Genomic DNA, 26,253 nt, shown 5'->3' on the forward strand with positions numbered 1-26,253 from the left:
GATGACTATTCCGAATTTGAATGTTTCACCCAATCGAAACGACACCAAGTCATTTCAAACGTGGATTGCTGATGGCACCACAACCGTTTATCCATTTTCCATTGATTACCTCCGCAAGTCCTTCATGCACGTTGAAGTTGATGGAACACGCTTGACGCCTGGTACAAAGCCGGGCGAGGGTGATTGGTGGTTTAGTCAAGACACTGAAATCACTTTAGCGGCTCCGGCCACAGAGGGGGCACTGATTACTTTGAAGCGCCTCACTCCGTCTGATCGAATCATCGAATTCATTGACGGCTCTATCCTGAAGTCTGTTGATCTGAATGTATCCGCTTTGCAGACCTTGCACATATCCGAAGAAGCGCGGGATTACATGGTGAACACTGTTGGCGTGGATGATGAAGGCAACATTGATTTTAGATACAAGCGCGGCGTGCGGGTGGGCGATCCGAAAGACCCTTTAGACGCAATCAACTTACGTGTCTACAAAGATGACGCGGACGGCGCGTATAAGTCTAGAGTCGCGGCGGAGGCGGCAAGAGACGCGGCTAAGGCTTCGGAAGCGGCAGCTAAAGGTTCTGAAGGTGCTGCTAAAGCGTCTGAAGTGGCCGCTAAAGCTTCTGAAGACAATGCCAAGATTCAGCGCGATGAAGCCTCTAAAAGCGAGACAAACGCTAGAGCATCGGCGGAGGCGGCTAAAGCCTCTCAGGAGGGCGCGGCGGCAAGCGCAGCCGCAGCTAAGGTTTCTGAAGACAATGCAGAGAAGTGGGCGCAAGAAGTGGCCGGGCAGAATGTCGAAGAGGCGATCAAGGCTCATAACGGGGACGTCAGCTCACACCCAGATAAGCTCAGCATCGCGTCATTTCGAGAAGTAGTGCTTCCGGACGGCAATATCAAAGGTACGCTGTGGCAAGATGGCTTCATAAACCTACATATCGAGCATCGTGCGCGTGAGCTATCGACTGTAGAAATCCGCAAGCAAATCGCGGAGGACGGTAACGTCATGGGTCCGCTGTGGCGCGATGGATATCTATCCACCCACATTGAGCTGCGATCTAGGGAAATCGCTAAGGAAGAAGTAGCGGCGGTTAGTCGCACTTCAAGGTGGCGACTTGTGTTTGACAGTGGAATCAACAACACCACGGGCGGGAATTTTAGTGAGAACGTGATAGGAAAGTGGCTTGTCGTTCACCAGTCCCAACTACCAATGTCCCCTCCTATGTACATCTACGGAGATGGCGCTTATTACTACACTCACCAGCAATTCACCGTCGCGGGGCGTGCTAATTCCATACGCATCACTAATGGGGGCGCGAGCTTCTCAGCCCTAGGCGCTGACGGGAATTCCGGTGTTTATTATGGTCTTGCCATTTATGCATTCGATTACTGACTCAGCGTTGGTCTAAAGGTCAGCAGACACATCATAAAAAATGGTCTAAGGTTTTCCGCCTCATTAACCATAGGGATGGTATGGCTATGAAGAGAGTTATCCGCCTAGGCGATCCCACAGACCACGGTGGGGCGGTGACTGGAGCGTCCGCCACAACTTCCATGTTTGGCAAGCAGGTGGCGCTTATTGGTGATCCGGTAAGCTGCCCCCAGCAAGGACATGTCAATTGCGTAATAGTTGAAGGCGATCCCTCTTGGACTGTTGGTGGGCGTGGAGTTGCATTGGAGGGACACAAGGTTAGCTGTGGGGCCACTCTCATATCGACAATGCCCGAAGTTGGGCGCTCATATGAGGGTAGTGGTTCTGGTTCTGCCGGAACAGCACACATGTCACCACTGTTGGCTGCTCTGCCGGGCGCTCCAAAGCTGGGCTATGACATGCACTTCGTTTTAGAAGGGGAGCAGTCAGGTAAGCCACTCGCTAATGTTCCGTACAAGCTTACCCTCGAAGATGGGACGGAAATACTTGGTAAGACCGACAAGAAGGGACTGACCGAGAAGATATCCGCCGCCTATCCCGCAATTGCAACCATCATCGCCCCATACTATGACGACAACCAACACGACGACACAGACGAGGCTGACTCCGACTGCGGATGCGGCTCCTGTCTCAGTGAGATTGCCTGAGAAAGAGAAGAGTGGTTCCCAATGGGTTCAACGATTCGCGGGTAGTAGCTCTACTGCGGACCTTGAGCCTACCTTTGGGGGCGCTGTAGACAAGTTCATTGCCGCTATGCGGACTGCTGGTGCCCGTGTATCAATCGCCGCCACATATAGACCGCCTGAGCGGGCCTACCTGATGCACTGGTCTTGGAAGATCAAGAACAAGAAGGTAAAGCCTGATAAGGTTCCCCCAATGAACGGCGTAAATATTGAGTGGGACCACGGCGACGACGATGCGTCTATAAAAGCCGCTTCCGCGATGGTTTCAGCATATGGCATGAACGCCTTGCATGTTGCCCCAGCATTGCGCAGTCGTCACACCGAGCGGAAGGCTATCGACATGACGATTACTTGGTCCGCAAAAGTGCTGACGGTCAAGGATGCTAGTGGCGTAGATGTGAAGATTGAAACATCTCCCAAGACAGGGATGAATACCAAGCTCCACGAGGTCGGGGCGTCATACGGCGTTATTAAGTTTTGGAAAGGGGCGGCGGATAAGCCGCACTGGTCCACTGACGGAAGGTGAAAATGAAAATACTTAGATTGCTGGTGGGGGCGTCTCTGGCGGTATCCCTGATTTCAGGCGCAGCAATGGCGTCAGAGGCCGTTCCTAAGCAGCCCGATGTGAAGAGTTTTGTTGATAGTGCAGATACTTGTATTCATCTATCTGGTGAGCTGAGCGGGGAGAAGACCGCCGAACAGAGGAGGCTTGTTAAGCAGGCCAATAAGACGTGCGGCGTGGCGAAGCGTAAATTTAAAAAGCTCGATAAGAAGTATAAAACGAACGCACAAGTGCAAGAAGTGCTTAATCAATATCGAGACGATTTGGCCGATTAGACTAGCTTCTAACGGTAATCAAGGCGCTCCAAGATTTCTTGGGGCGCTTTTCTTTTGTCCATTCGAAATAAAGGAGAATAATAAATGCTCGAATACGACTTTAAATCCGAAATTATTAAAATAACCCCAGCGGCGGGAGTGGCTACCACTTCGTTCTTTGGAATACCGCTGCAAGATTGGGTTTACATCGCCACGATTCTTTATCTGATTCTTCAGGTAATTGCGTTGGGTTTTAAGATTCGTGATAACGGCAGCAAGAAGAAGGAGGAAAAGAAGGATGAATAGCAAAAAGAATCTTGACGTACGTAAAGAGAAGATACATGAACTTGATGCGCTTTGGTGGGATTTGTTGCTTGAAAATATTAAAGACCCTGAAATGCGGAAGTCCACTCAATTCATGAATGTCGTTCGGCAAGTCTTGGAGAAGCAGCAGCTAGAGTTTACTGAAGTTCCTAAAGATGGTCCGGTACGTGGCCTTATTGAAGAACTTGAGAAGCGCGGTATGCCGGTGTTCCATGAAGGAGTTCGCGTTTCCCTGAACTAAGGGCATCTTTAAAGAAGGAGAATAATAAGAATGGCAGCGGAAGATATCCTAGATACAAGGATTCTTCCAACGAACATCATTGCAGATGCTTATGAAGACTTTCGAGTATTTTTGTGGATTGTGTGGCAGGCGATTGGGCTTCCAGCGCCTACACCGATTCAATACGACATGGCGGATTCTCTTCAGCGTCCGCCGTCTGATCGTTTCATCATCATGGCCTTCCGTGGAGCTGCTAAGTCCTTTGTGACTTGCGCCTTTGCTGTGTGGTGTTTGTGGAGGAATCCAAACCTTAAAGTAATGATTGTGTCCGCATCGAAAGATAGGGCGGATGCTAACGCGGTCTTTGTGAAGAAGATCATTCACACGCTTCATTTCTTGGAGCATCTGAAAGCCGGTCCCGAACAGAGAGATTCACAGAATATCTTTGATGTTGGTCCAGCACTCCCCGATATTTCCCCGTCTATCAAGTCAGTTGGTATCACCGGCCAGATTACCGGCTCGCGTGCTGACATCTTGATTTCAGATGACGTGGAAGTGCCGAAGAACTCTGCAACGCAAATCCAGCGGGATAAGTTGGGCGAGCTTGTTCGGGAATACGACGCGATTCTGAAGCCGGGTGGACAAATCATCTACCTTGGAACGCCTCAATGCGAAGCCTCGCTTTACAACGAGCTTCAGCAGCGTGGCTACCTTTGTCGCATCTGGCCGCTTCTCTATCCCGAAGACGAGCGCAGGCTTTCCAACTACGGGAAGAACCTTGCTCCGATGATTGCGGATGCATTGGCTTCCGATCCCGGCCTAGCTGGCACCACTACAGAGCCTTTGCGCTTCTCTATGGAAGATGTTGCTAAGCGGCGGCTGTCCTATGGCGCTGCTGGCTTCGCCCTTCAATTTCTACTTGATACATCCCTTTCGGATGCTGAGAAGTACCCGCTGAAGATGGCGAGTCTTATCGTCACACAACTAGACCGCGATAGCACTTCGATGGCTTGGCATTGGGCCGCTTGTGACGCTACAAGGCTCTCTGACGTGCCTTGCGTTGGAATGAAGGGCGATGCCCTCTATGGGCCTTTCGTGCGCTCCAAGGACGTTTATGGCTTCTCTGGCGGCGTTATGGCTATTGACCCGTCTGGACGCGGCAAGGACGAAACCGCCTACGCAATCGTCAAATACCTAAACGGCTATTTGTTCGTTATGGAGGTTGGAGGGATTCAGGGCGGCTACGGGGAAGCTGTATTGCAGACGCTGGCGAATAAGGCGAAGTATTGGAATGTCTCTAATGTCCTCATTGAATCAAACTTCGGTGATGGCATGTTTACCCAACTGATTACGCCTATCTTTCAAAAGGCGGGCCATCCAGTCGGGATTGAAGAAGTCCGCAGTACCACGATGAAGGAAGCTCGCATTATCGACACGCTAGAGCCGGTAATAGAGAGCCACAAGCTAATCGTGAATCAAAGCGTTGTCACTGACGACTATCAAGTCTATATGCGCGATCCCGCGTATTCCCTGTTCTATCAAATGACCCGCATTTGCCGTGAGAAGGGCGCTCTAGCGCACGACGACAGACTAGATGCTTTGGCTATGGCTATCCGCTTCTGGCTGGATTACATGGCCGTAGACGCGGAAAAAGGCATGGAAGCAAAGCGGGAGGATTGGCTACAGGCACAGCTTGATAAGCCTGAAGTGACTACTTGGGACGGCGATATAAATGGCTTCAGAGTCCTGATGACGGATGTAGATGACGCTTTCGAGAGCCTTTCATTTTTCTAGATCAACAACAATAAGGAGATTACAGCATGGGGAAGTTAATCGTAGTAAATGGCGCGGCTGCATGTGGCAAGACAACTATCGCCCTGGAGCTGACCGCAGCGCTCAAGAAAGCAGGCGTCAACGCTGTTTATCTGCCTGAAGCTGTCCGCAGTGTATTTGAGAAGCGCGCTATATTGGGCCTAGATGGCGCTCTGACGCGCTTAGAACAAACCTTGGTACTCTTGCGCCAGCTTGAGCGTGAAGTACGACTGAAGCGCCTTTACGACGCCGTAGTGACCGATAACCCGCTATTCAGCGCTGTGGCCTACGGCGGATATTCTGATGAACGAATGGAGCATGAGTTACAGCGCTCCGCAGGTGCCGATCTGGTTATTGCAGCCCCTTTCCTGAAGTCCGTAGAAAGCGCTGACGGTATCCGCATGGAGCAGAGCGAGAAAGAGCGCTTGGAACTCCATACCGTCTTGGATATGTATCTAGAGAAGCATCATGGCGGGCTTGTAATGGACGCTGTACGCGATGCAAGCAACGGCGGCTATACCGATATGCGGCACCTGACTTGCGCTGTTCAGGCGTGGTTACAGGACCAAACCAATTAGCACACACCCATTTTCAATTAACACACAGTAGCAGAGGAAGGGCCAGTGTCTCCCTACTCCCTGGAAGTTTATGGGGGGTAGGGGGGCCATTTAAGCCCTATGGGTATCTTTATACATCACTGAAGGGAGGTATGGCACATGTGGGATTCTTGACGAACGTAGTGGCAATGATATTGGTTATCTTGATGGAGATTATGAGAATGGTTTCCTCATGGATGTTGATAAGGATGATTATGGAAATGGTGATTAAGGAGGATTGAAAGGAGGTGAGCAGTAGTGTTCTTTATAGAGTCTATAGATACCCTGTAGGCTCTATTGTCAACTAGAGAATAGTGATAGACATAAACTTGATAGATACCATAGAGATATACCTGTCAAGTAGTGCTAGAGATATAAAGGATAGATCATTATAAATAGTCTTTGTCAAGGATTATTCATAATGAGCCATTCAGGGAGATTTACGGAAATTCCGTTTATCTACAGTGGTAGAAGGGAAGCTCAAAAATGGCTGAAAAATTTGTTACGGTATTTTGAATAATCCGAAAGCCGTATTTCCCCATAGGGGTGCGTCAAAGTTGTCATTAGATTGTTCTTATGCTGACGTTTCCAGAATACAAGACAGCTATATATTGCCGGGGTTTAGCTGGAGCGTCAAGAGAAGTCTAGGGTATATCTAGAAGGATTTGACAGTGATTTGTTGTTGCTGTAGACTGTAAGTCATTGATTTTACTTTGACGGCTCCCTTGGTTGAAACTAGCAAGAGTAGTGAAGACCAATGGGCCGATATTCGGGGTAGCGTTAAGTCGAGACGGGCGCTACTTGGCGGCGGTGGTGAATGACCACAACGCGCCGGCCTTGCTGATTTTTGATGCCGGCCAATTGGCGGCCGGCAAGTTGTTGGCCCAGGTGGCTTCCGTGAGCTTGCCGCCCAAGTCCGGGCCCATCAACGTGGTATGGACGCCGAACGGGGACTTGCTGGCTGTGGCGGAGGAAACCTCGGGCCAGGTTGCCATCGTGGACCTCAGAAAGGCCTTGGCGGGCACTGATGCATTGATATCGTCGATCAGGGTTGGGACGGCTCCTGTCGGTATGGCAGTTTCCAATGATGGCGACCTGCTATATGTCACAAGCCAAGTTGCTGATCCGTCTTTGCACGGCAGCAGTCCGAATGCATGCCCACGCCTTGGCTCGCCTACTCAAAGGGAGCGACAGGGAAGCCTGAGCGTGATTGACCTGCGCCTTGCTCAAAGTTTTCCGAAGCAGGCAGTGCAAACCCAATTGGCGGCAGGCTGCCAGCCAGTACGTGTTGTGCTATCCAAAGACGAAGACGTCGCGTGGGTTACGGCGCGAGGTGACAATACGGTTCTGGCGTTGCGTACCGGCCGCTTGGCAGACAAAGGCAGGCAAGCATTGATCTCAACGACGCCAGTTGGAACCTCCCCTGTAGGCTTGGCTTTATTCGACCACGGCCGCTATATCGCCGTTGCCAATAGCAACCGATTCACGACGGGGCAGATAGGGAGCCTAAGTGTGGTGAGCGTCCCCTCTGCGTTGGCCGGCAAAGGCGCTGCCGCCGTTCTGCGTTCATTCCGTGCTGGAGAGTTTCCCCGTGAAATAATCCTCTCACCTGACGAGCGCTCTCTTTACCTTGGCGAATACAGTTCAAATGTGTTGGCGCGGGTCTTCGTGTCAAACTTGCTTGCCGCCTCGCGAAACTGACTTGGGCCAGAATGCCCCTGTTCTTGGCGAAATCAGAAAGTGAGGGTTGCCGCCGTTCTGGTGTCAGGGGAGGACTGTCGTCTTTGTCACAAAACGATGCATGGAAGCAAGCAGGCGCGTCGACCTGCTTGCCATGGAAGGATGAATGTCGTGTGGCGGAGGGGCGGGCAGGGTCCGCCATGGGGCTATCCAGCTAGCCCCGTCCCTCATTCCTCTCGCGCAACCAAGCCACGGTATGGTTCAGCAATTGATAGGCAATGGAGATGGGCGTCGGGGTTTGCGGCAGGGCGTCGATGTCGAACCAGCCGGCGTCTTCGATTTCCCCCTCCTGCGGCAGGATCTCGCCGCTGTCGTATTCGGCGGTAAAGCCCAACATCAGCGAGTGGGGAAAGGGCCAGGATTGCGAGCAGACATAGCGCAGATTTTTGATGCGAACGCCCACTTCCTCGAAGACTTCGCGGTGCACGCATTCCTCCAGTGTTTCGCCGGGTTCGACAAAGCCGGCCAGCGCGCTGTAGACGCCGGGAACGAAGTGAGGGCTGCGCGCCAGCAGTAATTCTCGGCCGCGATGAATCACCACCATCATCGCCGGCGACAGCTTGGGATAGTAAAGCTGGCCGCAGCTGGAGCAGCGTTTGCCGCTATCTCCGGACCGCTGAAGCAGCGGTCCGGCACAACGGCCGCAATAGCGATGAGTGCGCTGAAACTGGCGGATCTGCGCGGCGCGGGCGATGGCGGGCGTCAGCCCGGAGGGCAGGCTGAGCAAGGCCGGCCGCAGAGCCAGCCAGTTGCAGCCGGCCGGCGGCGCGCCCACTAGTTCCGCCAAATAAAGATTGTGACCATCATGTACGCCGATGAACAGTTGCTGGGACAGAGGCCAGCCGCGCGCGCGCTCATCCGGCAAGGCCTGATCCAATAGCAGAATCTTGGACCCTTCGAAAATGCAGTAACGGGCAGGCAGGGCGGGGTCGGGCAGGGCGGGCAGGTCGAATGGCATGGCGGCTAGTGATAAAGTCGTAGCCGCTTAGTTTACGCCCACTCCCGGCGCCGCGTACATCCAGTGTTCGCTTTGTTGCCGCACAACTTCGGATAAAGAACCGCTGCCGTCGAACACTTGACGCAGCCAAGCGCTGTCGGACTGTCGCTTCAGCACCCGTTGCCGCAAGGCGACCAGCTGCGCCTGATTGCCCAAAGCCTCGGCCTGCGGTTCCAACTGATTCAGCGTGTTGAGCAAATCCTCTTGCAGTCCGATCTGACTATTGTTGCCGGCATCCACCAACATGCCGTCAAAACCGAAGCGGCAGGCCTGAAAGCGATTGTAGCTATAGGTCAGATAATGTTCCTGACACACCTCGTCCTGCTGCTCGCCCAGGCAGCGATGCGCCAGCATCTGCGCGTAAGCCGCCAGCAATACCGGGGTCTCCACCGACAAGGGCGTATCGCAAATGCGGATTTCCACCGTGCCGTATTCCGGTTTGGGTCGGATGTCCCAGTAGAAATCCTTCATGCTGGCGACAATGCCCAGATTGGCCATGCGCCGGAAATAGTCGTTGAACTGCTCCCAATTATTGACGCAAGGCATGCAGCCGGATAACGGAAAAGCGTTGACGCTAGTCAGTCGCGAGGTTTGGAATAGCGTATCCACGCCCTGGTAAAAAGGAGAGGAGGCGGACAGTGCGATGAAGTGCGGAATGTAACGCGCCAGATAATGGGTTAGCCGCACTGCGCTGTCGCCGTCCGGGCAGCCGATGTGAATGTGCTGGCCGTAGACGGTGAATTGCTTGGCCAGATAGCCGTACAGCTCGGAAACCAGGTGATAACGCTCCTTGGGGTAGATGCGCTGCTCGTCCCAATGCTGAAACGGATGCGAGCCTCCACCGGCCAGCCCCAGGTTCAGTTTGCGCGCGCTGTTGACCAGCAGCTCGCGGATAGCCAGAATTTCCTCCAGCATCATGTTGACGTCGCTGTGCACAGCGGTGCCGATTTCTATCATGCCCTGAGTGATTTCCGGCTTGATGTCGAAACCGTGCTGCTGACGATTCACCTGCAGAAGCAAATCGTCCGAGCCGCGGGTCAAATTGTAATCTCGCCGATTGAGAATCATCAGCTCCAGCTCCACCCCCAGGGTTAGCGGCTGACTGCGGTTGAATTCCAGCATCACTTACTCCTGCGGCCGGGTTTCGCCGGCCAGCTTCAAGGCCAGGCGGGTCAACACCGGCGCGCACAGCTCATTGATCACCAAGATGGCCATCATCACCCCGCTGAAGTTGCCCGCGGCGGCTCCCAGGGAAATCGCGCCCAGGCTCATCAGCAGCGAAGTGCCTCCGGACCAGGAGTTCAGCGCCAGCCCCAGGCAAGCGCCATGGCGCTTGGGTAGGCCGTTGGCCCCGGCGGCCAGCCACCAAATCAATACGGCAAAGCCGGTTCGCAGCAGCAGGCAGGCCGCAGCCACCGGCCAAAATTGCGCCAGCGACTGCGGCGCCAATTGCGCGCCGGCGGCCACGAAGAACGCCACGGTAAAGATATGGGCCGACGACATGATGCCGCGTTCGGTCACAGTGTGGCCGTGTTTGAGATTGCGAGTGGCCAGGCCCGCCGTGAGCAAGGCCAGAGACGGCAAAACCTGCAGCATGTCCGCCACCCCGACCACCAGCGCGATCAAGCCGAACAGCATGACCTTTTGCGATTCGCGCTGCCGGCCGCCCAGCCAGCGATTAAGCTGGATCGCCGCGAGTCCGGCCAGCAAGCCCAGCGCACAGGAGGCCAGCGTAAGCCAGCCTGGCAGCAAAATACCGCTTTCCACTCCGTTGTTGCCGGAGAGGTGTCCATAAGACAAGGCCAGCGCGAAGCAGGGCAGCGCCAGCAAATTGGACAGCGCGGTGGCCACCAACAGACGCTCGCTGACCTGACCGTCCGCGTTAGATTCCCGTACGATTTCCAGAGTGACCACCGGAGAAGTGGCCACGCCCAGCGCCGCCAACATCAGACTGGCCGCCAGCCCCAGGCCAAACAACTGCAAAGCGGCAAACAGGCCGAGCAGGGTCAATAGGCAATAGAACAAGGTGGTCAGCAACAAGGTGCGTTCTACCCGCAGCCACCGTAGATCCACGCGGCGGCCGGCTTCAAACAATGCGATGCCCAAAGCCAAGTGCACGAAAATGGACGCTTGCTGCAATAGCTGCTCGTCCAGCAGCCGCAGGCTGTGCGGCCCAATCAGCAAGCCGGTCAGCACATAGCCGACGATGGCGGGCAGCCGCGCCACCCGCACAGCGATCTGGCCGCCTATCACCCCCAGCGACAGCAGCACGCCGAATGCCGCCAAAGGATTGAGCGCCAGCGTTTGCCAAGGCAGGCTCATGATAATTCCCCCGTTTATTTTATGATTTTGACTGTTGCGCCAGCTTGGGCCGGCGCAGCGAAAGCGGAATATTGACGTCTTGCGACAGATCGGATGGGGCGCGCATTGAAATGCGCAAAATCGCCCTCAGAGTAGGAGAGACGATAAAACGGGACGAGAGTTCATGGCGATAGAGTGGATTCGCCGCGCGTTATCCGGCAAAACCGCTCCGGAAACGATGGCCGTGCTGCGAGAACAGGCTGCGCGCATGCCGCTGCTGTCCGGTTTGGACGAAGCGGAGCTGTTGCGCTTGATAGAGTTGGCCGCCTGGATTTTGCGCAGCAAAAGCTTTTCCGGACAGGATGGGGTGCGGCTAGGCGCCCGTTCCTGCGCCAGCGTGGCCTTGCAAATGGCGCTGCCTGCCATGAATCTGGGTAAATCCGCCTTGAGCGGATGGAGCGATGTGGTGCTGTACCCGTCTCCGTTTGTCGCGCGCGACATCTGGATGGATGGCATCGGCCTGCAGCATGAAAGCGAGAGCGTGCTGATAGGCCAGGCTCGTCAGGACGGCCCGGTAGTGCTGTCGCTCCCGGACGCGCGAGCCTCTGAGCAACTGGACGGGTGGAATGTGGTGATCCATGAAGTGGCGCACAAACTGGACATGTTAAGCGGCCCGGCCAACGGGTCGCCACCTTTGCACAAAGGAATGAACCAGGCGCAATGGAGCCGCGCCTGGTCTCAAAGTTATCGTTTATTGTGCCGCATGCTGGATCGCGGAATCGATCCTGGTTGGCTGGATCCGTATGCGGCAGAGAACCCTGCGGAGTTCTTCGCCGTGTTAAGCGAGGCTTTTTTCGAGCTGCCGCATCATCTCAAGCTGGATTACCCGGAGCTTTATGAGCAGCTTGCCTTGTTCTATCGGCAAGACCCGGCAAGGAGATTGCCCGAACCCGAGGGGGTGCCCACCCCAGAACCCGAGCGCTGACTCAGCCGACCCGCGGCGCCGGCAGTTTCTCCAGATCATCCAGCAAGCCCAGCAGCTGCGTCAGTTTTTCCTGGCCCAAGTGGCTTTCGATCTGCCGATAACAGTCTTCCGCCAACGGAGAGATCTGTTGAATCAGCTCGCGCCCGTCTCGCGACATTGAAATGATCAGCCGCCGGCTGTCAATATGATCACGCTGGCGATGGATCAACCCCGCTTTTTCCATGCGGACCAAGATGCCGGTCAGACTGGGCGGCAAGATGCAAGCCCGGTCCGCGATCACGCCGGCTTCTTGGTCTCCAAAGTCCTCCAGAACTCGCAAAATGCGCCACTGTTGCTCTGTCACCCCGTAACGGTTGAGGATCGGACGGAAGTAGGCCATCACCGATTCTCGTGCCCGCAGCAGGTGCTGGGGCAGCCGTTGATTATGTAGTTTTATGTTTTTGTTGGTCATTTAGATCGTTGCTTCCGGCTGCGCGCAGCCAGTGTTGCTGGTTATCGCTCTAGCGGGCGAACTCGACAAATAAAATGCCATGCAAATACCTGTCACATATTTACTTTATTCCAAATTTTAATCCAAAAACAAAAAAAATAGCATCTCAATACCATATATCCTTCGAATTAATTATGCATACAGGGCGAAGTGACTGGCACAAGCGCTACGTGGCGGAGCAACTCAGCAGATATTTTACGTTACGGTGACGGTAATTTTTAATTTCCGTCACCGTAACGCATAATGAGCTCAGACAAGCAGAGGAGGGCACACGATGAACACGGAGCCGTTGCAAGAAAAGTCTGACGTCACCACCAAGAAACGCGGCCGGCCAACCACAGGCCTAGCGATGTCCGGTGCTGAACGGCAGCGCAAGTATCGGGCAAATACCGTCACCGTTACGTTAAATGATAAAGAGTGGGCACACCTGACCAATATGCTGGAGCAGGCGCTAAAGGCCGATCCGGCGCGTTATGGCGAACCCGATTTCGCGCTGGCCAGGAAAATTTACAGAGCCGCCATCAAAGGCAACCCGCCGCCGGACTGCTTTCACAAGCCAGAGGCCAAGCGATAGAACAACGCGCAGTGCCGCACAATGGCGATATTTACCCGGGTAATATAGGCAGAAATTTTACCCGGGTGTAAATTGGCCGCATCTTAACTCTGGTGACTGATATATGGACTCAGCTACCACATTGCCGTCCTATACCGCGTTTGATGGGCATCGACATATCGCATCCGGCCTGCTCGCATCAGTCGCACTGGCGGTAAAGCGCGTGATGGAGAATGGCTCTACGGAGCCCATTTTGATCTTCGACAACGCGACGGGCCGCACAACCGATGTCGATCTCCGTGGCACAGACGATGAAATTATTTCACGCATCACACAGGCAGCGACAGACTCCAACTGTATTAACGGATCTAGCAGAGAGTCAGAACATGGCGTGCGTCGCCGCAGGGGTCGTCCAAAACTGGGAGTCGTGGCGCGTGAGATCACGCTGTTGCCACGGCATTGGGATTGGCTCTCGGCGCAGCCAGGAGGAGCGTCAGTGGCATTGCGGAAGCTCGTCGAGGACGCCAGACGTGCGAATAATCCACGGGACAATCGCCGCGCTGCGCACGAACGAGCGTATCACTTCATCTCTGCGATCGCTGGGGATCTCCCCGGATTTGAAGAATCTACGCGTGCGCTATTTGCCAATGACCACATACGATTTAACGAAATTACCGCAAATTGGCCTGAAGATGTGCGCGACCACGCAGTAGCACTTGGCTGGCGCAGCACACCATTGAGTTAGCTTCAGCTCCCAACTTGATCCGGGTCAGGACGATGAAAACCATACAAGCAAACGGCATTAAGCTGGCTTACGAAAGCTTTGGCGACGAAGCCAACCCCACGATCCTCCTCATTGCCGGATTGGGAACACAGATGATTCGATGGACGGGGCCATTCTGCGAAGAACTAGCCGCGCGAGGCTACCGCGTGATTCGTTACTAGTCGATGAGCCAACTTAACTCAAGAGTACGGGGCAGACTCAATTAACCAATGTTCGCATAATGTATATTATGTCAAATTAAGAAATATGCGACGCAGGCCCGCAGCCTGCTCCAGGCACTCAAACACCTGTCTTTTTGATGTTCCGACAACGACATTCAGTACAAGAAATGAAACGCAGCAATCCGTGGTGTGAGTTTGAATGCAGCCCTGACGAGCTTGTCAGAGCTGTTTGTTTTGGTGACATCGAGCAGATGGCCAATGAGCTTGGCATGCCTGCTCAGGAGCTAGCCTATGTGTGCCCAGCCACAGGAGAACGCATCAACTATGAAGAAGTCGCCTTCCTGAGCGAGTACCGCAATGCTCGACGCCTAGCAGCCCAGCAAGCTGACCTCATCGAACGCTTGATGACTCAGCGCAATTTCTACCGCGACAACTGCCACCGACAAGCCCGCTTCGGCATGTTGTTGAACAGGCTCCTGGGCGACGATTAAAGGCGGGCTCCCTTCGGTGATGAAGTTTCAAAATGAGACAAAAGACCGGTATTACTGAGTCACCCGTCTTGATGGGCGGCTTACGCCGCCCGCGCTGCGCGCCCTGCTCCGCTGGAGCGCTCAGCGTCGCTCGCAGGCTTGCCCTATGGCATTCAGCGCCAAGCCCCTCGCCGGGAGGCAGTCCCCGGGGATGCTCGGGCAAGCCCTCAATCCCCGGGCACAGCCCGGAGGGTTTTATGCGGTCATGGCGTCAAGGGCTCAGATGCTCGCCCGGTCCACGGCTCCGCAGAAGATTTTTCGTTACGGTAACGATTAAATGCAAAATCCTGACGGTTGTTACCGGGGGGGGGTATTTTCATGCCCTGCCGCTAGCCCTTCAGTGAAAAATTCGTTTAGCATGAGCCCAGGTGATGGCTGGAGCAAAAGGCATGAAGCGAATGAGTCTTGTGTTGATCGTGACATGGGCCGCCACGGCACAGGCTGGCGTGATTGAGTGCAAAACAAAGGACGGGAAAAGCCACCTCACCAATGAGGCCACCTGCCCTCCTGGCACAACATTTAAACGACAGATGACTCAGGGCCAAGCTCAAGGGGACGACTTGCTTAGACCCATAGCCCCCAGAGCTGCACAGCAGCCTACTCGACGCCCCAATCTGCAGGCGGGGGTGCTGGAGTGCTATGTTAGCGAATCACAAATCATGTATACGACCGCGCAGTTTTGCCCGGCCGGGACACGTTTCAAGGGCATTAACTTCAACACGAGAGATCCCAGTATCGCTGCGGCACAAGGGTCACAAAATTCAGCGCCAGTGATCCAGGTGAAAAGAAGCTGTGAAATGCTCAAGCAAATACGGAACTACTACGATCGAATGCTAGAGCCTGGGATGAATAAAGAACCAGATACGATGCAAAAGCTCAGGGACGTCCAGAAAGAAATGCATGAAAATGGATGTCGAATCTAGGATTAAACAGATGTTTTTGCATCTCGGGAAAGAGAGCAAGACGCCAATGTGCGCAAGCCAGGCTCAAAAACAGCGCGCAAGCGCAGGAGTAACCCCATGGCTAGACGTTTTACCGTTACCAGAATGCGGTCGCAGAAGGTGGCGTCGAGACGTGCTAACCGGCGCAATGCAGCACTTACCGTAAATGGCGGAGGCCAGCGCTTCATTCCGCGGTGGAGGCCTGCAGTTCGAACACCCCGTTCATTTGCCAGCGCTCACGTTCGCGGGCATGCGCCGTACCAATCGGCAAGGCCGGCAGTACCTCAAGTTCCAACTGCAAAGCCCGGCCCGAGCCGCCGCTGTCGGGATGGATATGCACCAGTTGACCAGGACGCAACTGGACGGAGCGCAAGCGCTCACCGCCGCTCCCCCCTTCATCAAGGAAGTAAGCGTCACGACCATCCAGCGTAGCCGAGCGCATGATCAGGCGCACCACGCCCTGAGGTCCGAAACGATAGGATGCCGCATCCGCCGCCGGACCATTGAAACGCAGGGCCAGCGTCTGGGGGCGCTCGCAGACGGCTTGCAAACTCAAAATCCGTGCCTCTAGGCCCCCGCTCGGCGCACTCCGGTCGAAACCCTCGCGCAGTGCGGCCAACGGCACCGCGCCATAGTCCAGACTGGGCGTGCTCAACGTCAATACACACGGCGGCTCCTCGGCTGCGACGCCGGTGCTCAGCAGTGTCAGCACGATGAAAATCCACTTGTTCATTCTCATATCTTTATTCCTTCGGCACATGGATACTTACTCCTGTCGCTGGCGGTGAACAGCATCTCAGCCAGCGAGCCTGCGGTCCGATGCGTCCACTTCGAGCTGCGCGCCCGGCGCGCATCGCGCCCTGATGGTTTGGTAGATCACGGAGGTGTCCTCCTCCGGCAAGGCATAGTCCAAGCGGCAACGCCGTCTTGGCGGAGATTCCACATACAGCCCGTTTTGCGCCGTGGCTTGATCCAGAAACACCTCGCCCCCGCTCCCGGTGATCGTGATGAAGCGCCCTTCCCCATCCACCACGCTCAGGCCGGATGCCAAGGCCTCGCCGTCCTCTGTCGCGATCTGGATCAGCAAACGCTGGGTCTTGAGCACCGAGAAGTCCACCCGGCTGACCGAGCCATGCCCGGCACGCACGACTTTCAAGCCGTTCTTCACATCCGCATTGCGCGGCAGGCTAGGCGTCTGCAACTCCACTCGGGTGTCGGCGTAAGCGTTCAGATTGGCCAATACCGCATGGCCTTCGCTATCGCTCCACACCGGGCCGCTGGGCGTGCTGAACTTCACGCCGGGCAAGCCGCCCACCGACAATACCCCGACGCTGTCGCGCAGCGGATAGGGCGAGAAGGTCAGGCCGCGCTCATGCAGCAGCGCGCCGCCGCGCAGGCTGGCGTTGTACGACTGGGTGCCGCCGCGCTGGCTCATGCCGAGGCCCAACTGTGCGTAACGCGGAATCCAGTGCAAATTGCCGCTGAAGCCGGTGCTGTTCTGGTCGGCGTCGCGATCCACCGCCACGCCGTAATTCAAGCTATCGCTGACGATTTCTCGGTAGCTGGTCCCCAAAGTCTGGCTTTGACCATAGCGTTGTAGATAAGCGCTTAAGCTGGCGCGTTCCAGCGGTAGATCGACGTTCAAGTAAAACTGATTACGATGCGCGCCAGAGCCCTGACTCAGATCTCGGCCCACGTTCAAGGAAACATTGGCGTCCCACACTCGCCGTGACCAGCCTCCATTCAAGCGCGGGGAAGCATCGCCGCCGTTATGCGAGCGCGTGGCGCTCAGGCTGAACACGCCCAAGAACTCATGGCTGTAGGACAGGGACAGACCGTACTGCGTCAGCGCGGCCGGCGCCTCTTGCCGACGAGCCGCATAATCCGACAGCGTGCGGAAATGGGCGCTCTGCCGGCTCAGGTTCAGCGCGCCGGAGAGGCGCTCGCTCCAGCTCGCGCTCAAGGACGCGCTGTATTGCGCGCCGCTCCTTCCCGCCTCGCCGTCGCGGGAGGTCACGGCACGCATGCCGGCCACCATTCCAGGGCTTAACAGATAAGACAAGGCCCCTCCGATGGAATGAAAGCGTTCGGACCACATGCCTCCCAAACTGAGATCCAGTTCCCGGCCCAGCCGCCAGCTGCGGCTGCCGGAGAACAACCAAGGCGTGTCGCCATCCTGGCCGCTGAACTGACGCAGTTTGCCCGCCGTCATATTGAAACCCTCGATATCGCCGCCCGGGCTGGCAAAAAACGCCGCCGCCGGCACTGTGAAGGCGTGCTGGCCGCCATCGCTTTCGGTAACGGTGACATTCAGGTCGAAGCCCGCCGAAAGGATGGGCACATCATTCAGTTCGAAAGCGCCGGGGGGCACCAGCGTGCTGTACACCAAAGCACCTGCCTGCCTCACCTCCACCCGGGCCTCGCTCTGAGCGATGCCCCTGACCTGCGGCAGATTGCCGCGCGGCAGCAAGGCCCCTTGCGGCAGCCACTGCGCGCCGGAGAAGTTCACGCCGGCAAACAAGGGGTTGTTCAGCGATAATTCGCCCACTTGCAGGATAGCCTTGCTGTTCACTAGGGTCTTCTGCGCATAGCTGTAGAGATACTGGAAGCGATTGCTCGTCCCGTTGCGCGCGAAGCTTTGCCGGCTGCGCACCATCCAGTCCTGCCAATTGAAGCCGATTTCGGTAAAACCTTGCAGATACTGCTGGCTCCGCCCGCCTCCGCTGCTGCGCATGGCCAACACCTCATAATTGAACACGCCGGCCGTGCCGCCGCTATCGTGAGCGCCCAGTTGCTCCTGCTTGCGCCGCAAGGCGCCGCTGGGCACAAGGATATCCACCCGTGCCAGCTCTGGCCGCAGCTTGACCACCGCCTGCGGATAAAAGGCCGTCAACTCCCGGCAGCCGGCCTCTGCCGGCGGCGGGCCGGCCGTGGGCTGCAAACCGGCCGTCGTCCAGAATCCGTCGTCGACGCACAGGCGGCCGCCCTCGTCTATGCTCACCTCGGCGCTGCCGCGATCCGCGCCGTTGACGGATAAGGACGCCCGATTCCTGCCCGGCACAAAGCGCGCGCCCAGGCTGAAGTACTCCGCCACCCCAGGGTCGATGCCGCTCGCCTTCAACACGCCCAAGTCAAACTGCACGCCCTCGCCGCTTATGTCGCGGGCTTCGTTCTTCGCCAGTGCCGCCGTCGGGAACGTTCCGGCCAGCCACAGCAATAACGGGATGGGCCTGAGCAGCCATTCAATTGAATACTTCATCTAACAGGACCCAAGATTTGGATGGAGAGATCAGGGATAGAAGACCGTGATGGTGGCGTGACCGTCCAAGTTAACCGGTTCGCGCGCGCTGAGTGTCTGCCGCCCCCTGAGCGCCGCGCCGACGCGCAGCTTGAACGCGTGGGAGCGGGCCGGTTGTAAGGTCTGGCGCTGCGGCGAGCCCAGTGCATAGCCGTAACGCAAATCCAACGGTTCGGCGTTGGCTTGCAACCAGCCCTCCTGCCGGCCAGCGCTGCGCATCAGCGTCGCTGGATGCTCGTCCGCATGGGCCTCGATCAGGCTCAGCCACCAATAGCCCAACGCTTGCTTTCGGCTATCCAGGCCCAGCCCCAGGGTCTGTTCCGCCTCCGCCGGCAGCGACGGCAACGCCCCTCCTCCCGTCGGCTGAAGCCGGCCCATGACGGCGATGGTGGCGCGGCTGTCGCCGCGGTTGTCCCGTATGCTCAAACCCACCAACGCCGGCTGATCGCACTGCACATGCAAGCTGATCTCCCGCTCGCCCAGCAGCGTCGCACCTGGATTCAAGGCCGACCAGGGGATGAGGCCGTAATCGACCACGCCGTTATGGGAAAAACTGGGCGTGCAGCTGGGGGGCACCACCTCGGCCGTCATCGCGAATGGCGCGTTCGCCGCCAGGGCCGGTATGCACGGCAGCCCGGCCAGCATGGAAACGCGCATCGCCGCGGTAATCGCTTGGCTAATGTTCATGGCCAGGCCTCACCGTTCAGTTCAAGGACGCGGTGAATGAGTCCATCGCATAGCCGTAACTAGTTGCCGGCCATAACTTGACGTGAGTAGCATCCAGCGGCAGCGCCTGGCCTGCCGACTCTAGTTGCAGCCGCTCGCCCGGCAGGATATAGGCCTTGGGCAGCTCCAGCGCTTGCTTGCCAGGCTGTAACTCCACCTTGTGCGTGGACAGCCGCACCACGTAGGGGCTGTCGTTCTTGACTTCCAACTTGCCGTTCTCCGCCTGGCTCCATTGCAACTTGGTCCATGGCTCTCTTTCACGCGGCAGCCCCTTGGGGCGGATCAGCACGGGCAGGTTCTGATTGAAAGTCATCTGAATGCGATGTCCCTTATCAGCGGACACCGCAGGAATCCCCTCGAAAGACGCCCGCATCAGCCGTTCGGTCCGCAGCGGCTGCGGCGATTTCAACAAAAAGCGGACCAGTTGTTTCTCCCCACCCTCCACCCTGGAAATTGGCGGCGTCGCCAGCAATAGCTGCTCCGGGTCTTCTGGCAGGTTTTCCAGCCGCACATACATCAGGCTGGCGTGGGCGTCGGTATTCTTGACGTTGATCACGCCCTCGCCATCGCCCTCTTCCACCACCACCAGCGAGGTTTCCGGCACCACGCCGGCGGACCAGGCCGCCGCGGGCAGCAGGGCCAGCGCCAAGGCGCCGGCCATTGCGCCGCCGCGGACCGCAACGGCAAATACATTCAGCGCATGCATCATATGAAACTCTTTTCCATCAAGGACGGCGTTTATTCACCGCGCCAAACCGTATCAACCGGGCCGGCAAGCATGCCGCCGGCCCGTATTCAAGCGCGCTGACTCAAGACTTATTCAGCGCTGATTCGCTCAAGCAAATCACTGGTAATAAATAGTGAAAGTGCCTTTGCCATCCAGTTTGGTGTCGTCCTTCACATTCAAGCGTCCCTTGATGTTCAATGCCGCTGCCACCACCATGGGGAACTCATGCACGGTGGCTACCGCAGGGGTATTAGTCGCTTTTCCTTTGATGGCAAAAGTGGTGACATTGCCGCCGATGTAATGCGGATCAAGTGGGGTGGTAGTCGTCTCTCCCCAAGAAACGCCATTATTAATTGAGTACAATAGTTTTCCAGTTTCGCCCACTTCATCATTAGCTTTATTGGTTGCTTTCAGCTTGTCGAACTCCATGCTCAGCCACCATACGCCCAGCTTTCCCATTGCCACATCGTTCCCCAAACCCATGGTTTGATTGTTGGAAAAGGCTACCGCATGGCTGCCGGCAGGATTAGTTGGCAGAGGAATTTCGGTTATCAACAAGGGCTTGCTCTCCGAGCGTGCATCGGTGATGCGAATGCCCAGCGCGGTATCCTCCAGGCAGGTTACTGTCAGGCTGACTTTTCGATCCTCCAGTGTGGTCGCCGCGTTAGTGCCCAGTTCGGATACCTGAATATCGCCATAATCGATGACCGCACCGCCGCTCAAAGTCGGCGTGCACGAAGGCGGCACCAATTTGCCGGTAATCAGCAAATCCGCGCTATTTGCCGAAGCCAATTGCGACACCCCAGAAAACGCAACCCCCAACACCAAAAGCAAACTTTTATATTTCACAAAAACCTCCACATGAAAAATTGGCAATAATTCAGCGTCACCTCAGATGATGCTTTGTTATTGCAAAAAGCTTGCTGTCACCAGCAGCAAATCCCGCTTCACTACCGCAGCAAGTGGCGTCGAGAATACGTATTTAAAACAAATGCATCCATAAGGATTTCCTTAAAGCGATAACTTTTTATGCCTCAAGCAACATTACCAAATCGCAATTACTGATCCTTCGTCACATTAATCCATTGAAAAATTATTCCACAAATAAAAATAAATACAAATGACTTGCCATGTGCATCAAGAAAACGAAAGGCATTATTATTTGACAGTCATATGCGGTTAACATGAGAGGCGAACGGCAACCGCCTCTTGCCTTCCATTGCCACGAGCAGTCAGCAGTCAAGCCAAAAAAAGTCGTAAGGCGAGATAAGGCGAAAACAGCTGAGGAAGTGGAATGTTCGCGCGGCACGCGGGCATTTTGAATGCCGGCACTTATCGCACAAGGTCTCTAACGGTGCGGAGCAGATCGTGAACAGGTTTTATAAGGCTAGGGATTGCAGTTGTCGCAGTATTGCGGTGAAACCGCTGCATGTAATCGCTGTTCACGCCGGTATTGACAGCATGGGCATTGCCAGCGGCGAACACTGGCTTGGCTGGTGAGCGCGCCGCAGTCTTTGCATGGGGCTCCGGCTAGTGGGGAGATTTCGCCAAAACCCAGCGCCTTGCACGCTGGACATGTGCAGATCAGTCTTTCCGCCAATACAGCGGCGCAGCGTGCGATCATCGCCATGCGCGTTGGATTGCGATGGGCGCGCATATCGCTTTCCAGATGCAGAGGCCCGTCGACGAGATACAGGGCAAGATGCTCTTGCAACGCCGCTTCGTCTACTAATCCCTTATGGAAGGCTGCCTCGCCGGGTCGGCCGACAATCAAACCGTGTGTCGGAAAGCCTGATAGGCGAAGAATGTCGGGCAAAGCCGCCAGATGGCTCAGCGTCCAGCGGCAGAAATTGGTTTCTGGACCGCTCACCCAGGCTTCCACCGCGTATTGGCGCTGCGCGTCCCAGCACAGCAATAATTCGGCGCCCCAGCCGCAAACACCCAGCCACGGGTCGCCGCCGAAGCTGCCTTCGCTGCCAATGCCATAGCGCAAGCCGCTGAACTCACAAGCCAACTTGGCCTTGGCCAGTGCTGCGACTCGCTGGCTGCCTGCGCGCGGAACTTCGCCGGTAAAAGTGCCCAGGCTGTCGGTGTCGAAACTATCCACCAGCGTCAGGCCCCAGCCAATACCGGCAAGCTTGGGGGCGATGGCAGCATGCTTGCCGTGCCGGGTCAGCAAGGCGGCATGACATTCAGTCATGTTTCCATCCGCCGTCGGCATGCCAGCGCAGCGGCGTGTCGCCGTGCACGCAATACAGGTGCAGCCAGCCGTTTTCCGCCAGTTGGCGTGGGATGGGCTGCGCCGCCAGCGCTTCCGCCAGCTTGTCCGGCGGCGCGTCTATGCAAGCGGCCAGCCGCAGCGGAGCGTGGCGCAGGCGCTGGCCGTCATGGACGGACTGCCAGGCTAAGCCAATGCGCAAATCGCCGCTATTGCCTTCGAACACGCCGATGCGGCCGCCCACCACATTGTGAAGCAGCTTGTTGCCGCTGCCAAAGCGGCGCGGGTCTACCGTGGAGGCGAAGTATTGCATATTGATCCAGTGAGCCACCACCATGGGCGCGGCAAGGATAGCTTGCAGCCCTTTGCCGTCCGGATCGGCGCGCCAGTCGTATTCATGCAGGAAGGCTCGGCCGCCCAGGTCCAGCTTCCGCGTCTTGGCCCGCAATGCGGCGATGAACAGCGCATTGCCTGCCAGCGCCCATTCGGTCCGTGTTTCCGCCCAGTCGTCGCCCTTCTGTCGCATTTTTTTCAGCAAAATGGCGTCGTTCGCTGCCGGCTCCAGACCCAATAGCGGCGCGCGACGCCGCCGCGCCAAGGCAGAGGCCGCCCGCAACTTCGCCTGCAGCTCGGGCAGGCGCGCGTGCGCCTCCGCACGCAGGGCGTCGGTATCCAGCAACAGGATTTCGTCGCTGTGGGTAAGGTGTAGCGCGGGCAGGAATACCGTGTCGGCGGGGATGGGCTGGCCCTGCTCCGCCAGCCGCGCGCGCAAGGCGGGATCGTTGAGCCAGTTGGCCAGGAGCCGCACATGCTGGTGACCGCCATGACCGCCGCAAGCGCCGCATTGTAACGCCGCCGCTTGCGGATTATTGCTGGCGTGGCTGGCATGGCCGGTCAGCAGCACCCAAGGCGCCAGCACGCCGGACAGCCCCATGGCAGGCAGCAGGCCAGAGACAATTTCCACGCGTTTTTCCAGGCCCAGTTGGTCTTGCGGCACTGGTTTGGCCGCCTCTGTCGTAAGCCAGGGGTCGAGCTGAGGCAGCGTGGCTTGATAGCTGCGCGTTTTGCTGCGCCGGATCAGCGCGGTCAGCTTGCCAAGACCAGCGCTTTCCACCAGGGCGAAGCCTGAGAGAGGCAAGCGTTGGAAGGTCTGCCAGCCGTGCCGCGTTATAAGGGGCTTAGGCTCAAGCGGCGTGCTCGCCTCCCAGCCCGGCGCTAGCAGCACCGGCAGGCGCGGCTGGGCCGTCTCGCTGCCTGGTACACGGTAAGCCAGCGGCAGACCGAAAAATCCGGCGAAACCATAAGTGCGGCTTTCAGGAATGGTTTCCTCCAGTGCGCGGCGCAGCGGTTCGGAACGTACATCGATGCAAAACACCGCTTGCATTGCCGGACGCACGGCGTCTTCCATAGAGGATTCACGGCACAACGCCTGGGTTAGCGGACCATGAAGCGCCAGCTCATGGGCTCGCTGCCAGATCAGCAAGCGCGCGTCGGCGCGGCCATGCCGGCACCGATCCCAATCGCGGCGCCAGGCCGCCCAGGGGCTGTCCGGCGCGCGCATGCCGTCGTCGAGCAAACATTCCCAGGCTATCTGGATGGCTAATAGCTGGCGCAGGTGGCCGTCGCTTTCGCCGTTCAGCCCTGCCTGCCAGTTTAGATAGGCGCACCAAGCCGCCCAGCCATTATTGCGCATCAATAAAGCCTGCAGCCAAGTCGTCAGCCATAATGACTCCGGTTGCAGCTGCGTGAGACCAACCGTCAGCATGGCTTCCGCGTCGCCGGGTAGCTGCTCGGCACGTAGGCGGATCTGTTCCCGCCGCTCCGGCAAGACGCTCAGGCCGTAAGGTTGGCGTATCTGTTCCAGCCAGGCCGCATAAAAGCCATGCTCATGGTCAAGGTGCCAGTTGGCCTGATCGCGATCAAACCAAGCCGCACAATACTGGCTGATTTGCTGGATAACGACATCTGTCCAGCTTTGCACATTAAGCGGCCCGGCCGCTTCGCGGTGATAAGTGGCCAGCGCACCCGGCGACGAGAGCGAATCGCTGTCGCTTTGGGGGGGCGAGGCGTCCAGCCAGGCTTGCACGCCGTCGGTCCACCCCGTTTCCGATAGCGCAACCTCCAATGCGTCTGGGCTGATTTCACCACGTCGCCAAGCATCCATATATTCATTTTGAGGCAGGTGCAGCGGACTATTGGCTGCCTGGCGCAAGGTATCGGCAGCTTGGTGAAAGGGCTGGTCTCGCAGCCCCCAGTAGGGCGAACTGGCCACCAGGCTATCCAGCGGCCAGGCCGGCGCGATAGCGGCCAGGGCTCGGGCTATGGCTTGTTCATGCTCAGTCACGGCGGCTCTCCTGCAATTGGGGCCATTTCAGGAGCAAGGGAATGGCTGGGCCTTGAAGGCGGCGGCCCAGCATGCACCACCATTCATCCAAGTAAAAACCGGCGAAAGCCCGCGGGTGGATCCGACGCGCCAGCGCGCCTTGCGGATGGCGCAGCAGCCAGCCTTGCAACAGAAAAACGAAAAGGAACATCCCGGCCAGCAAGCTTTGGGCCCACTCCGGCGGAGTCGGGCCATGTAACGGCAGGATTTGGGCTGCCAGGATGTGTAGAAACAGATAAAACTGGGTCAAGATTATGGCTGTTATCCAGCCAGCCCAGCCGCGCAGCAGCGCGCCCATGCCCAGCCCTATCACTAACCAAAACAACGGAGGCAACGCCGCGACGGATATCCAGCGCTGCCACAGCCATTGCGAGACGCCCAGCAACAGCACCGCCAGCAGTCCCCTTGCCAAGTAGGCGCAAAGACTTGCGGCGGCTTTCTCTCCTCGCATATGTTGCGTTGTGGTCTTGCGCACGGCCTCACCCGTGCATAGAAACGCGTGAGCCTTATAGAACGAGTGAGCAAGCAGATGCAGCAAGGCCAGCGAATACCAACCCATCCCAATTTCCAGCAGCATGAGGCCCATCTGCGCGCAGGTGGACCAAGCCAAATGCAGCTTGATGCTGATGCGCGTAAGCATGACCACACAGCACAGCAGCGCACTGGCGCCTCCCCACAGCATCAGCAGGATATTGGCTTGCGGCGCGGCCTGCAGTATCGGCGCCGCTTTAATCAACACCACGCCTCCCAAATTGACTACTCCGGCGTGTAGCAGCGCCGAAATCGGTGTCGGGGCTTCCATCACCTGAGTGAGCCAACCATGAAAAGGCAGCTGGGCGGCCTTGATGACTACCGCTGCGGCCAGCAGCAATCCAGCCGCCGCCGCGTAGCCCTGAGCGTCACTTGCCAGCGGCGTCTGCGCGTCCGGCGACAAACTCAAGCTGCCCCCGGCGTAGGACCATGACAACAGCGCGCCAAACAACAGCAGTTCGGCCAGCCGGCTTGCGCGCCATTCACGGCGCGCGGCCAGTTGTGCGGCTGGACGATCAGGATAAAAAGTGAGCAGCGCCTGCAAAGACAGGCTGCAAGCTATCCAGGCCGCCGCCATCAGCATGAGATGGTTGGCTAGCACCACCACCGTCACTGCCGCCAATAGGCTGCCGATGGCGCGCAAAAAGCGCGCCTGTCCCGGCTCGCCTTGCATATAGCGGCGCGAATAGCGCAGAACCATCCAACCCAGCAACTGAATCAGCGCCTGCATGAGCCAAGCGGCGGAAAACCAGGGCGCAGGCTGTGGCATGAATATCGGAGCAAGCAGTAACAGACCGCCGCCGATGGCGGCAAATTCGGCTGCTCGCCAGTGGCGAGGCAATGCGCGGCCAGGCCATAGGGTGGGCAACAACCAGGCCAGCGCGATAGCGAACGGCAGCGCGGCCAGCAGGGTTTGGGGCATGATGAGCTCCGTTGTTTAAGCTGATTGCACTTTGCCTGGCGAATTGTGTTCAGTAAAATAGATTAAATATCACTTTTTATTCTTTA

Annotated in this window: 26 protein-coding genes and 1 pseudogene; 15 read left to right on the forward strand and 12 right to left on the reverse strand. The window is 57.1% G+C overall.

All coding sequences use genetic code 11. The features are described 5' to 3' along the window. The first annotated feature begins 1 nt into the window (after position 1). The 10 genes and pseudogenes from ACUXV1_RS15995 (at position 2) to ACUXV1_RS16040 (ending at position 7,581) form a co-directional block, all read left to right on the forward strand. On the forward strand, positions 2–1,390 hold the full coding sequence (locus ACUXV1_RS15995; RefSeq protein ID WP_446015782.1) for a phage tail fiber domain-containing protein: 1,389 nt from the start codon (positions 2–4) through the stop codon (positions 1,388–1,390). Positions 1,391–1,476: 86 nt separating this feature from the next. Next, positions 1,477–1,701, forward strand: a pseudogene (locus tag ACUXV1_RS16000) (PAAR domain-containing protein); the annotation flags it as partial. A 75-nt stretch (positions 1,702–1,776) separates the two neighbouring features. Next, entirely contained in the window at positions 1,777–2,076 is a 300-nt protein-coding gene (locus ACUXV1_RS16005) for a hypothetical protein (protein ID WP_446016000.1), read from the forward strand. A gap of 172 nt (positions 2,077–2,248) precedes the next feature. Further along, entirely contained in the window at positions 2,249–2,638 is a 390-nt protein-coding gene (locus ACUXV1_RS16010; RefSeq protein ID WP_446015781.1) for a hypothetical protein, read from the forward strand. Positions 2,639–2,640: 2 nt separating this feature from the next. Next, positions 2,641–2,949 (forward strand): hypothetical protein, encoded by a 309-nt coding sequence (locus ACUXV1_RS16015; protein ID WP_446015780.1) that lies wholly within the window; start codon positions 2,641–2,643, stop codon positions 2,947–2,949. An 84-nt stretch (positions 2,950–3,033) separates the two neighbouring features. Beyond that, positions 3,034–3,234 (forward strand): hypothetical protein, encoded by a 201-nt coding sequence (locus ACUXV1_RS16020; protein ID WP_446015779.1) that lies wholly within the window; start codon positions 3,034–3,036, stop codon positions 3,232–3,234. Then, the gene (locus tag ACUXV1_RS16025) at positions 3,227–3,493 is read left to right on the forward strand and encodes a hypothetical protein (RefSeq protein ID WP_446015778.1); all 267 of its coding nucleotides are present in this window, start codon (positions 3,227–3,229) and stop codon (positions 3,491–3,493) included. The genes ACUXV1_RS16020 and ACUXV1_RS16025 overlap by 8 nt, the downstream gene beginning before the upstream one ends. Before the next feature lie 30 nt (positions 3,494–3,523). Then, on the forward strand, positions 3,524–5,266 hold the full coding sequence (terL, locus tag ACUXV1_RS16030; protein ID WP_446015777.1) for a phage terminase large subunit: 1,743 nt from the start codon (positions 3,524–3,526) through the stop codon (positions 5,264–5,266). 26 nt (positions 5,267–5,292) lie between these two features. Then, positions 5,293–5,862: an AAA family ATPase gene (locus ACUXV1_RS16035; protein ID WP_446015776.1), complete on the forward strand. Its 570-nt coding sequence runs from the start codon at positions 5,293–5,295 to the stop codon at positions 5,860–5,862. Positions 5,863–6,693: 831 nt separating this feature from the next. Next, positions 6,694–7,581 (forward strand): YncE family protein, encoded by an 888-nt coding sequence (locus tag ACUXV1_RS16040; protein ID WP_446015775.1) that lies wholly within the window; start codon positions 6,694–6,696, stop codon positions 7,579–7,581. Positions 7,582–7,774: 193 nt separating this feature from the next. On the opposite strand, the gene nudC is transcribed toward ACUXV1_RS16040, so the two are convergent. From nudC to ACUXV1_RS16055, 3 genes are read right to left on the reverse strand one after another with little or no spacing between them, the layout of a single operon-like run. Next, positions 7,775–8,578, reverse strand: coding sequence for an NAD(+) diphosphatase (gene nudC, locus ACUXV1_RS16045; protein WP_446015774.1), 804 nt, complete (start codon positions 8,576–8,578; stop codon positions 7,775–7,777). A gap of 27 nt (positions 8,579–8,605) precedes the next feature. Continuing rightward, the gene (locus tag ACUXV1_RS16050; RefSeq protein ID WP_446015773.1) at positions 8,606–9,739 is read right to left on the reverse strand and encodes a YbdK family carboxylate-amine ligase; all 1,134 of its coding nucleotides are present in this window, start codon (positions 9,737–9,739) and stop codon (positions 8,606–8,608) included. Between the two features lie 3 nt (positions 9,740–9,742). Further along, positions 9,743–10,939, reverse strand: a complete 1,197-nt coding sequence (locus tag ACUXV1_RS16055) for a cation:proton antiporter (RefSeq protein ID WP_231138190.1) — start codon at positions 10,937–10,939, stop codon at positions 9,743–9,745. A gap of 163 nt (positions 10,940–11,102) precedes the next feature. On the opposite strand from ACUXV1_RS16055, the gene ACUXV1_RS16060 reads away from it, so the two are divergent. Further along, positions 11,103–11,903, forward strand: a complete 801-nt coding sequence (locus tag ACUXV1_RS16060; protein WP_446015772.1) for a M90 family metallopeptidase — start codon at positions 11,103–11,105, stop codon at positions 11,901–11,903. Position 11,904: 1 nt separating this feature from the next. Here the strand turns inward: ACUXV1_RS16060 and hpaR are convergent, their stop codons facing one another. Next, the gene (gene hpaR, locus ACUXV1_RS16065; protein ID WP_051002808.1) at positions 11,905–12,354 is read right to left on the reverse strand and encodes a homoprotocatechuate degradation operon regulator HpaR; all 450 of its coding nucleotides are present in this window, start codon (positions 12,352–12,354) and stop codon (positions 11,905–11,907) included. Between the two features lie 313 nt (positions 12,355–12,667). Between hpaR and ACUXV1_RS16070 the strand changes: the two genes are divergently transcribed. The 4 genes from ACUXV1_RS16070 (at position 12,668) to ACUXV1_RS16085 (ending at position 15,344) form a co-directional block, all read left to right on the forward strand. Beyond that, entirely contained in the window at positions 12,668–12,967 is a 300-nt protein-coding gene (locus ACUXV1_RS16070; RefSeq protein ID WP_446015771.1) for a hypothetical protein, read from the forward strand. Between the two features lie 103 nt (positions 12,968–13,070). Next, complete coding sequence (locus tag ACUXV1_RS16075; RefSeq protein WP_446015770.1) at positions 13,071–13,691, forward strand: DUF2239 family protein; 621 nt, start codon at positions 13,071–13,073, stop codon at positions 13,689–13,691. Positions 13,692–14,058: 367 nt separating this feature from the next. Next, positions 14,059–14,382 carry a hypothetical protein gene (locus ACUXV1_RS16080; protein ID WP_446015769.1) on the forward strand — a complete coding sequence of 108 codons (324 nt, stop codon included), beginning with the start codon at positions 14,059–14,061 and terminating at the stop codon, positions 14,380–14,382. A gap of 428 nt (positions 14,383–14,810) precedes the next feature. Next, positions 14,811–15,344, forward strand: a complete 534-nt coding sequence (locus ACUXV1_RS16085; RefSeq protein ID WP_194426347.1) for a hypothetical protein — start codon at positions 14,811–14,813, stop codon at positions 15,342–15,344. Between the two features lie 202 nt (positions 15,345–15,546). Here the strand turns inward: ACUXV1_RS16085 and ACUXV1_RS16090 are convergent, their stop codons facing one another. From ACUXV1_RS16090 to ACUXV1_RS16125, 8 genes are all read right to left on the reverse strand, one after another. Further along, on the reverse strand, positions 15,547–16,095 hold the full coding sequence (locus ACUXV1_RS16090; RefSeq protein WP_446015767.1) for a hypothetical protein: 549 nt from the start codon (positions 16,093–16,095) through the stop codon (positions 15,547–15,549). Between the two features lie 63 nt (positions 16,096–16,158). Next, positions 16,159–18,621 carry a fimbria/pilus outer membrane usher protein gene (locus ACUXV1_RS16095; RefSeq protein ID WP_446015766.1) on the reverse strand — a complete coding sequence of 821 codons (2,463 nt, stop codon included), beginning with the start codon at positions 18,619–18,621 and terminating at the stop codon, positions 16,159–16,161. A 30-nt stretch (positions 18,622–18,651) separates the two neighbouring features. Then, positions 18,652–19,347: a DUF1120 domain-containing protein gene (locus ACUXV1_RS16100; RefSeq protein ID WP_194426343.1), complete on the reverse strand. Its 696-nt coding sequence runs from the start codon at positions 19,345–19,347 to the stop codon at positions 18,652–18,654. 16 nt (positions 19,348–19,363) lie between these two features. After that, positions 19,364–20,095, reverse strand: a complete 732-nt coding sequence (locus tag ACUXV1_RS16105; protein WP_446015765.1) for a fimbria/pilus chaperone family protein — start codon at positions 20,093–20,095, stop codon at positions 19,364–19,366. Between the two features lie 135 nt (positions 20,096–20,230). Beyond that, complete coding sequence (locus ACUXV1_RS16110; RefSeq protein ID WP_162179196.1) at positions 20,231–20,962, reverse strand: DUF1120 domain-containing protein; 732 nt, start codon at positions 20,960–20,962, stop codon at positions 20,231–20,233. A gap of 538 nt (positions 20,963–21,500) precedes the next feature. Then, positions 21,501–22,334: a DUF6671 family protein gene (locus ACUXV1_RS16115; RefSeq protein WP_446015764.1), complete on the reverse strand. Its 834-nt coding sequence runs from the start codon at positions 22,332–22,334 to the stop codon at positions 21,501–21,503. After that, the gene (locus ACUXV1_RS16120) at positions 22,306–24,675 is read right to left on the reverse strand and encodes a YbcC family protein (RefSeq protein ID WP_446015763.1); all 2,370 of its coding nucleotides are present in this window, start codon (positions 24,673–24,675) and stop codon (positions 22,306–22,308) included. Before ACUXV1_RS16120 ends, ACUXV1_RS16115 begins: the two co-directional genes overlap by 29 nt. Continuing rightward, a complete protein-coding gene (locus ACUXV1_RS16125; RefSeq protein WP_446015762.1) occupies positions 24,668–26,167 on the reverse strand; it encodes an NADH-quinone oxidoreductase subunit L in 1,500 nt (499 codons plus the stop codon). Before ACUXV1_RS16125 ends, ACUXV1_RS16120 begins: the two co-directional genes overlap by 8 nt. Positions 26,168–26,253: the final 86 nt, after the last annotated feature.

It is taken from the genome of Chromobacterium sp. W521 (genome assembly GCF_052805975.1).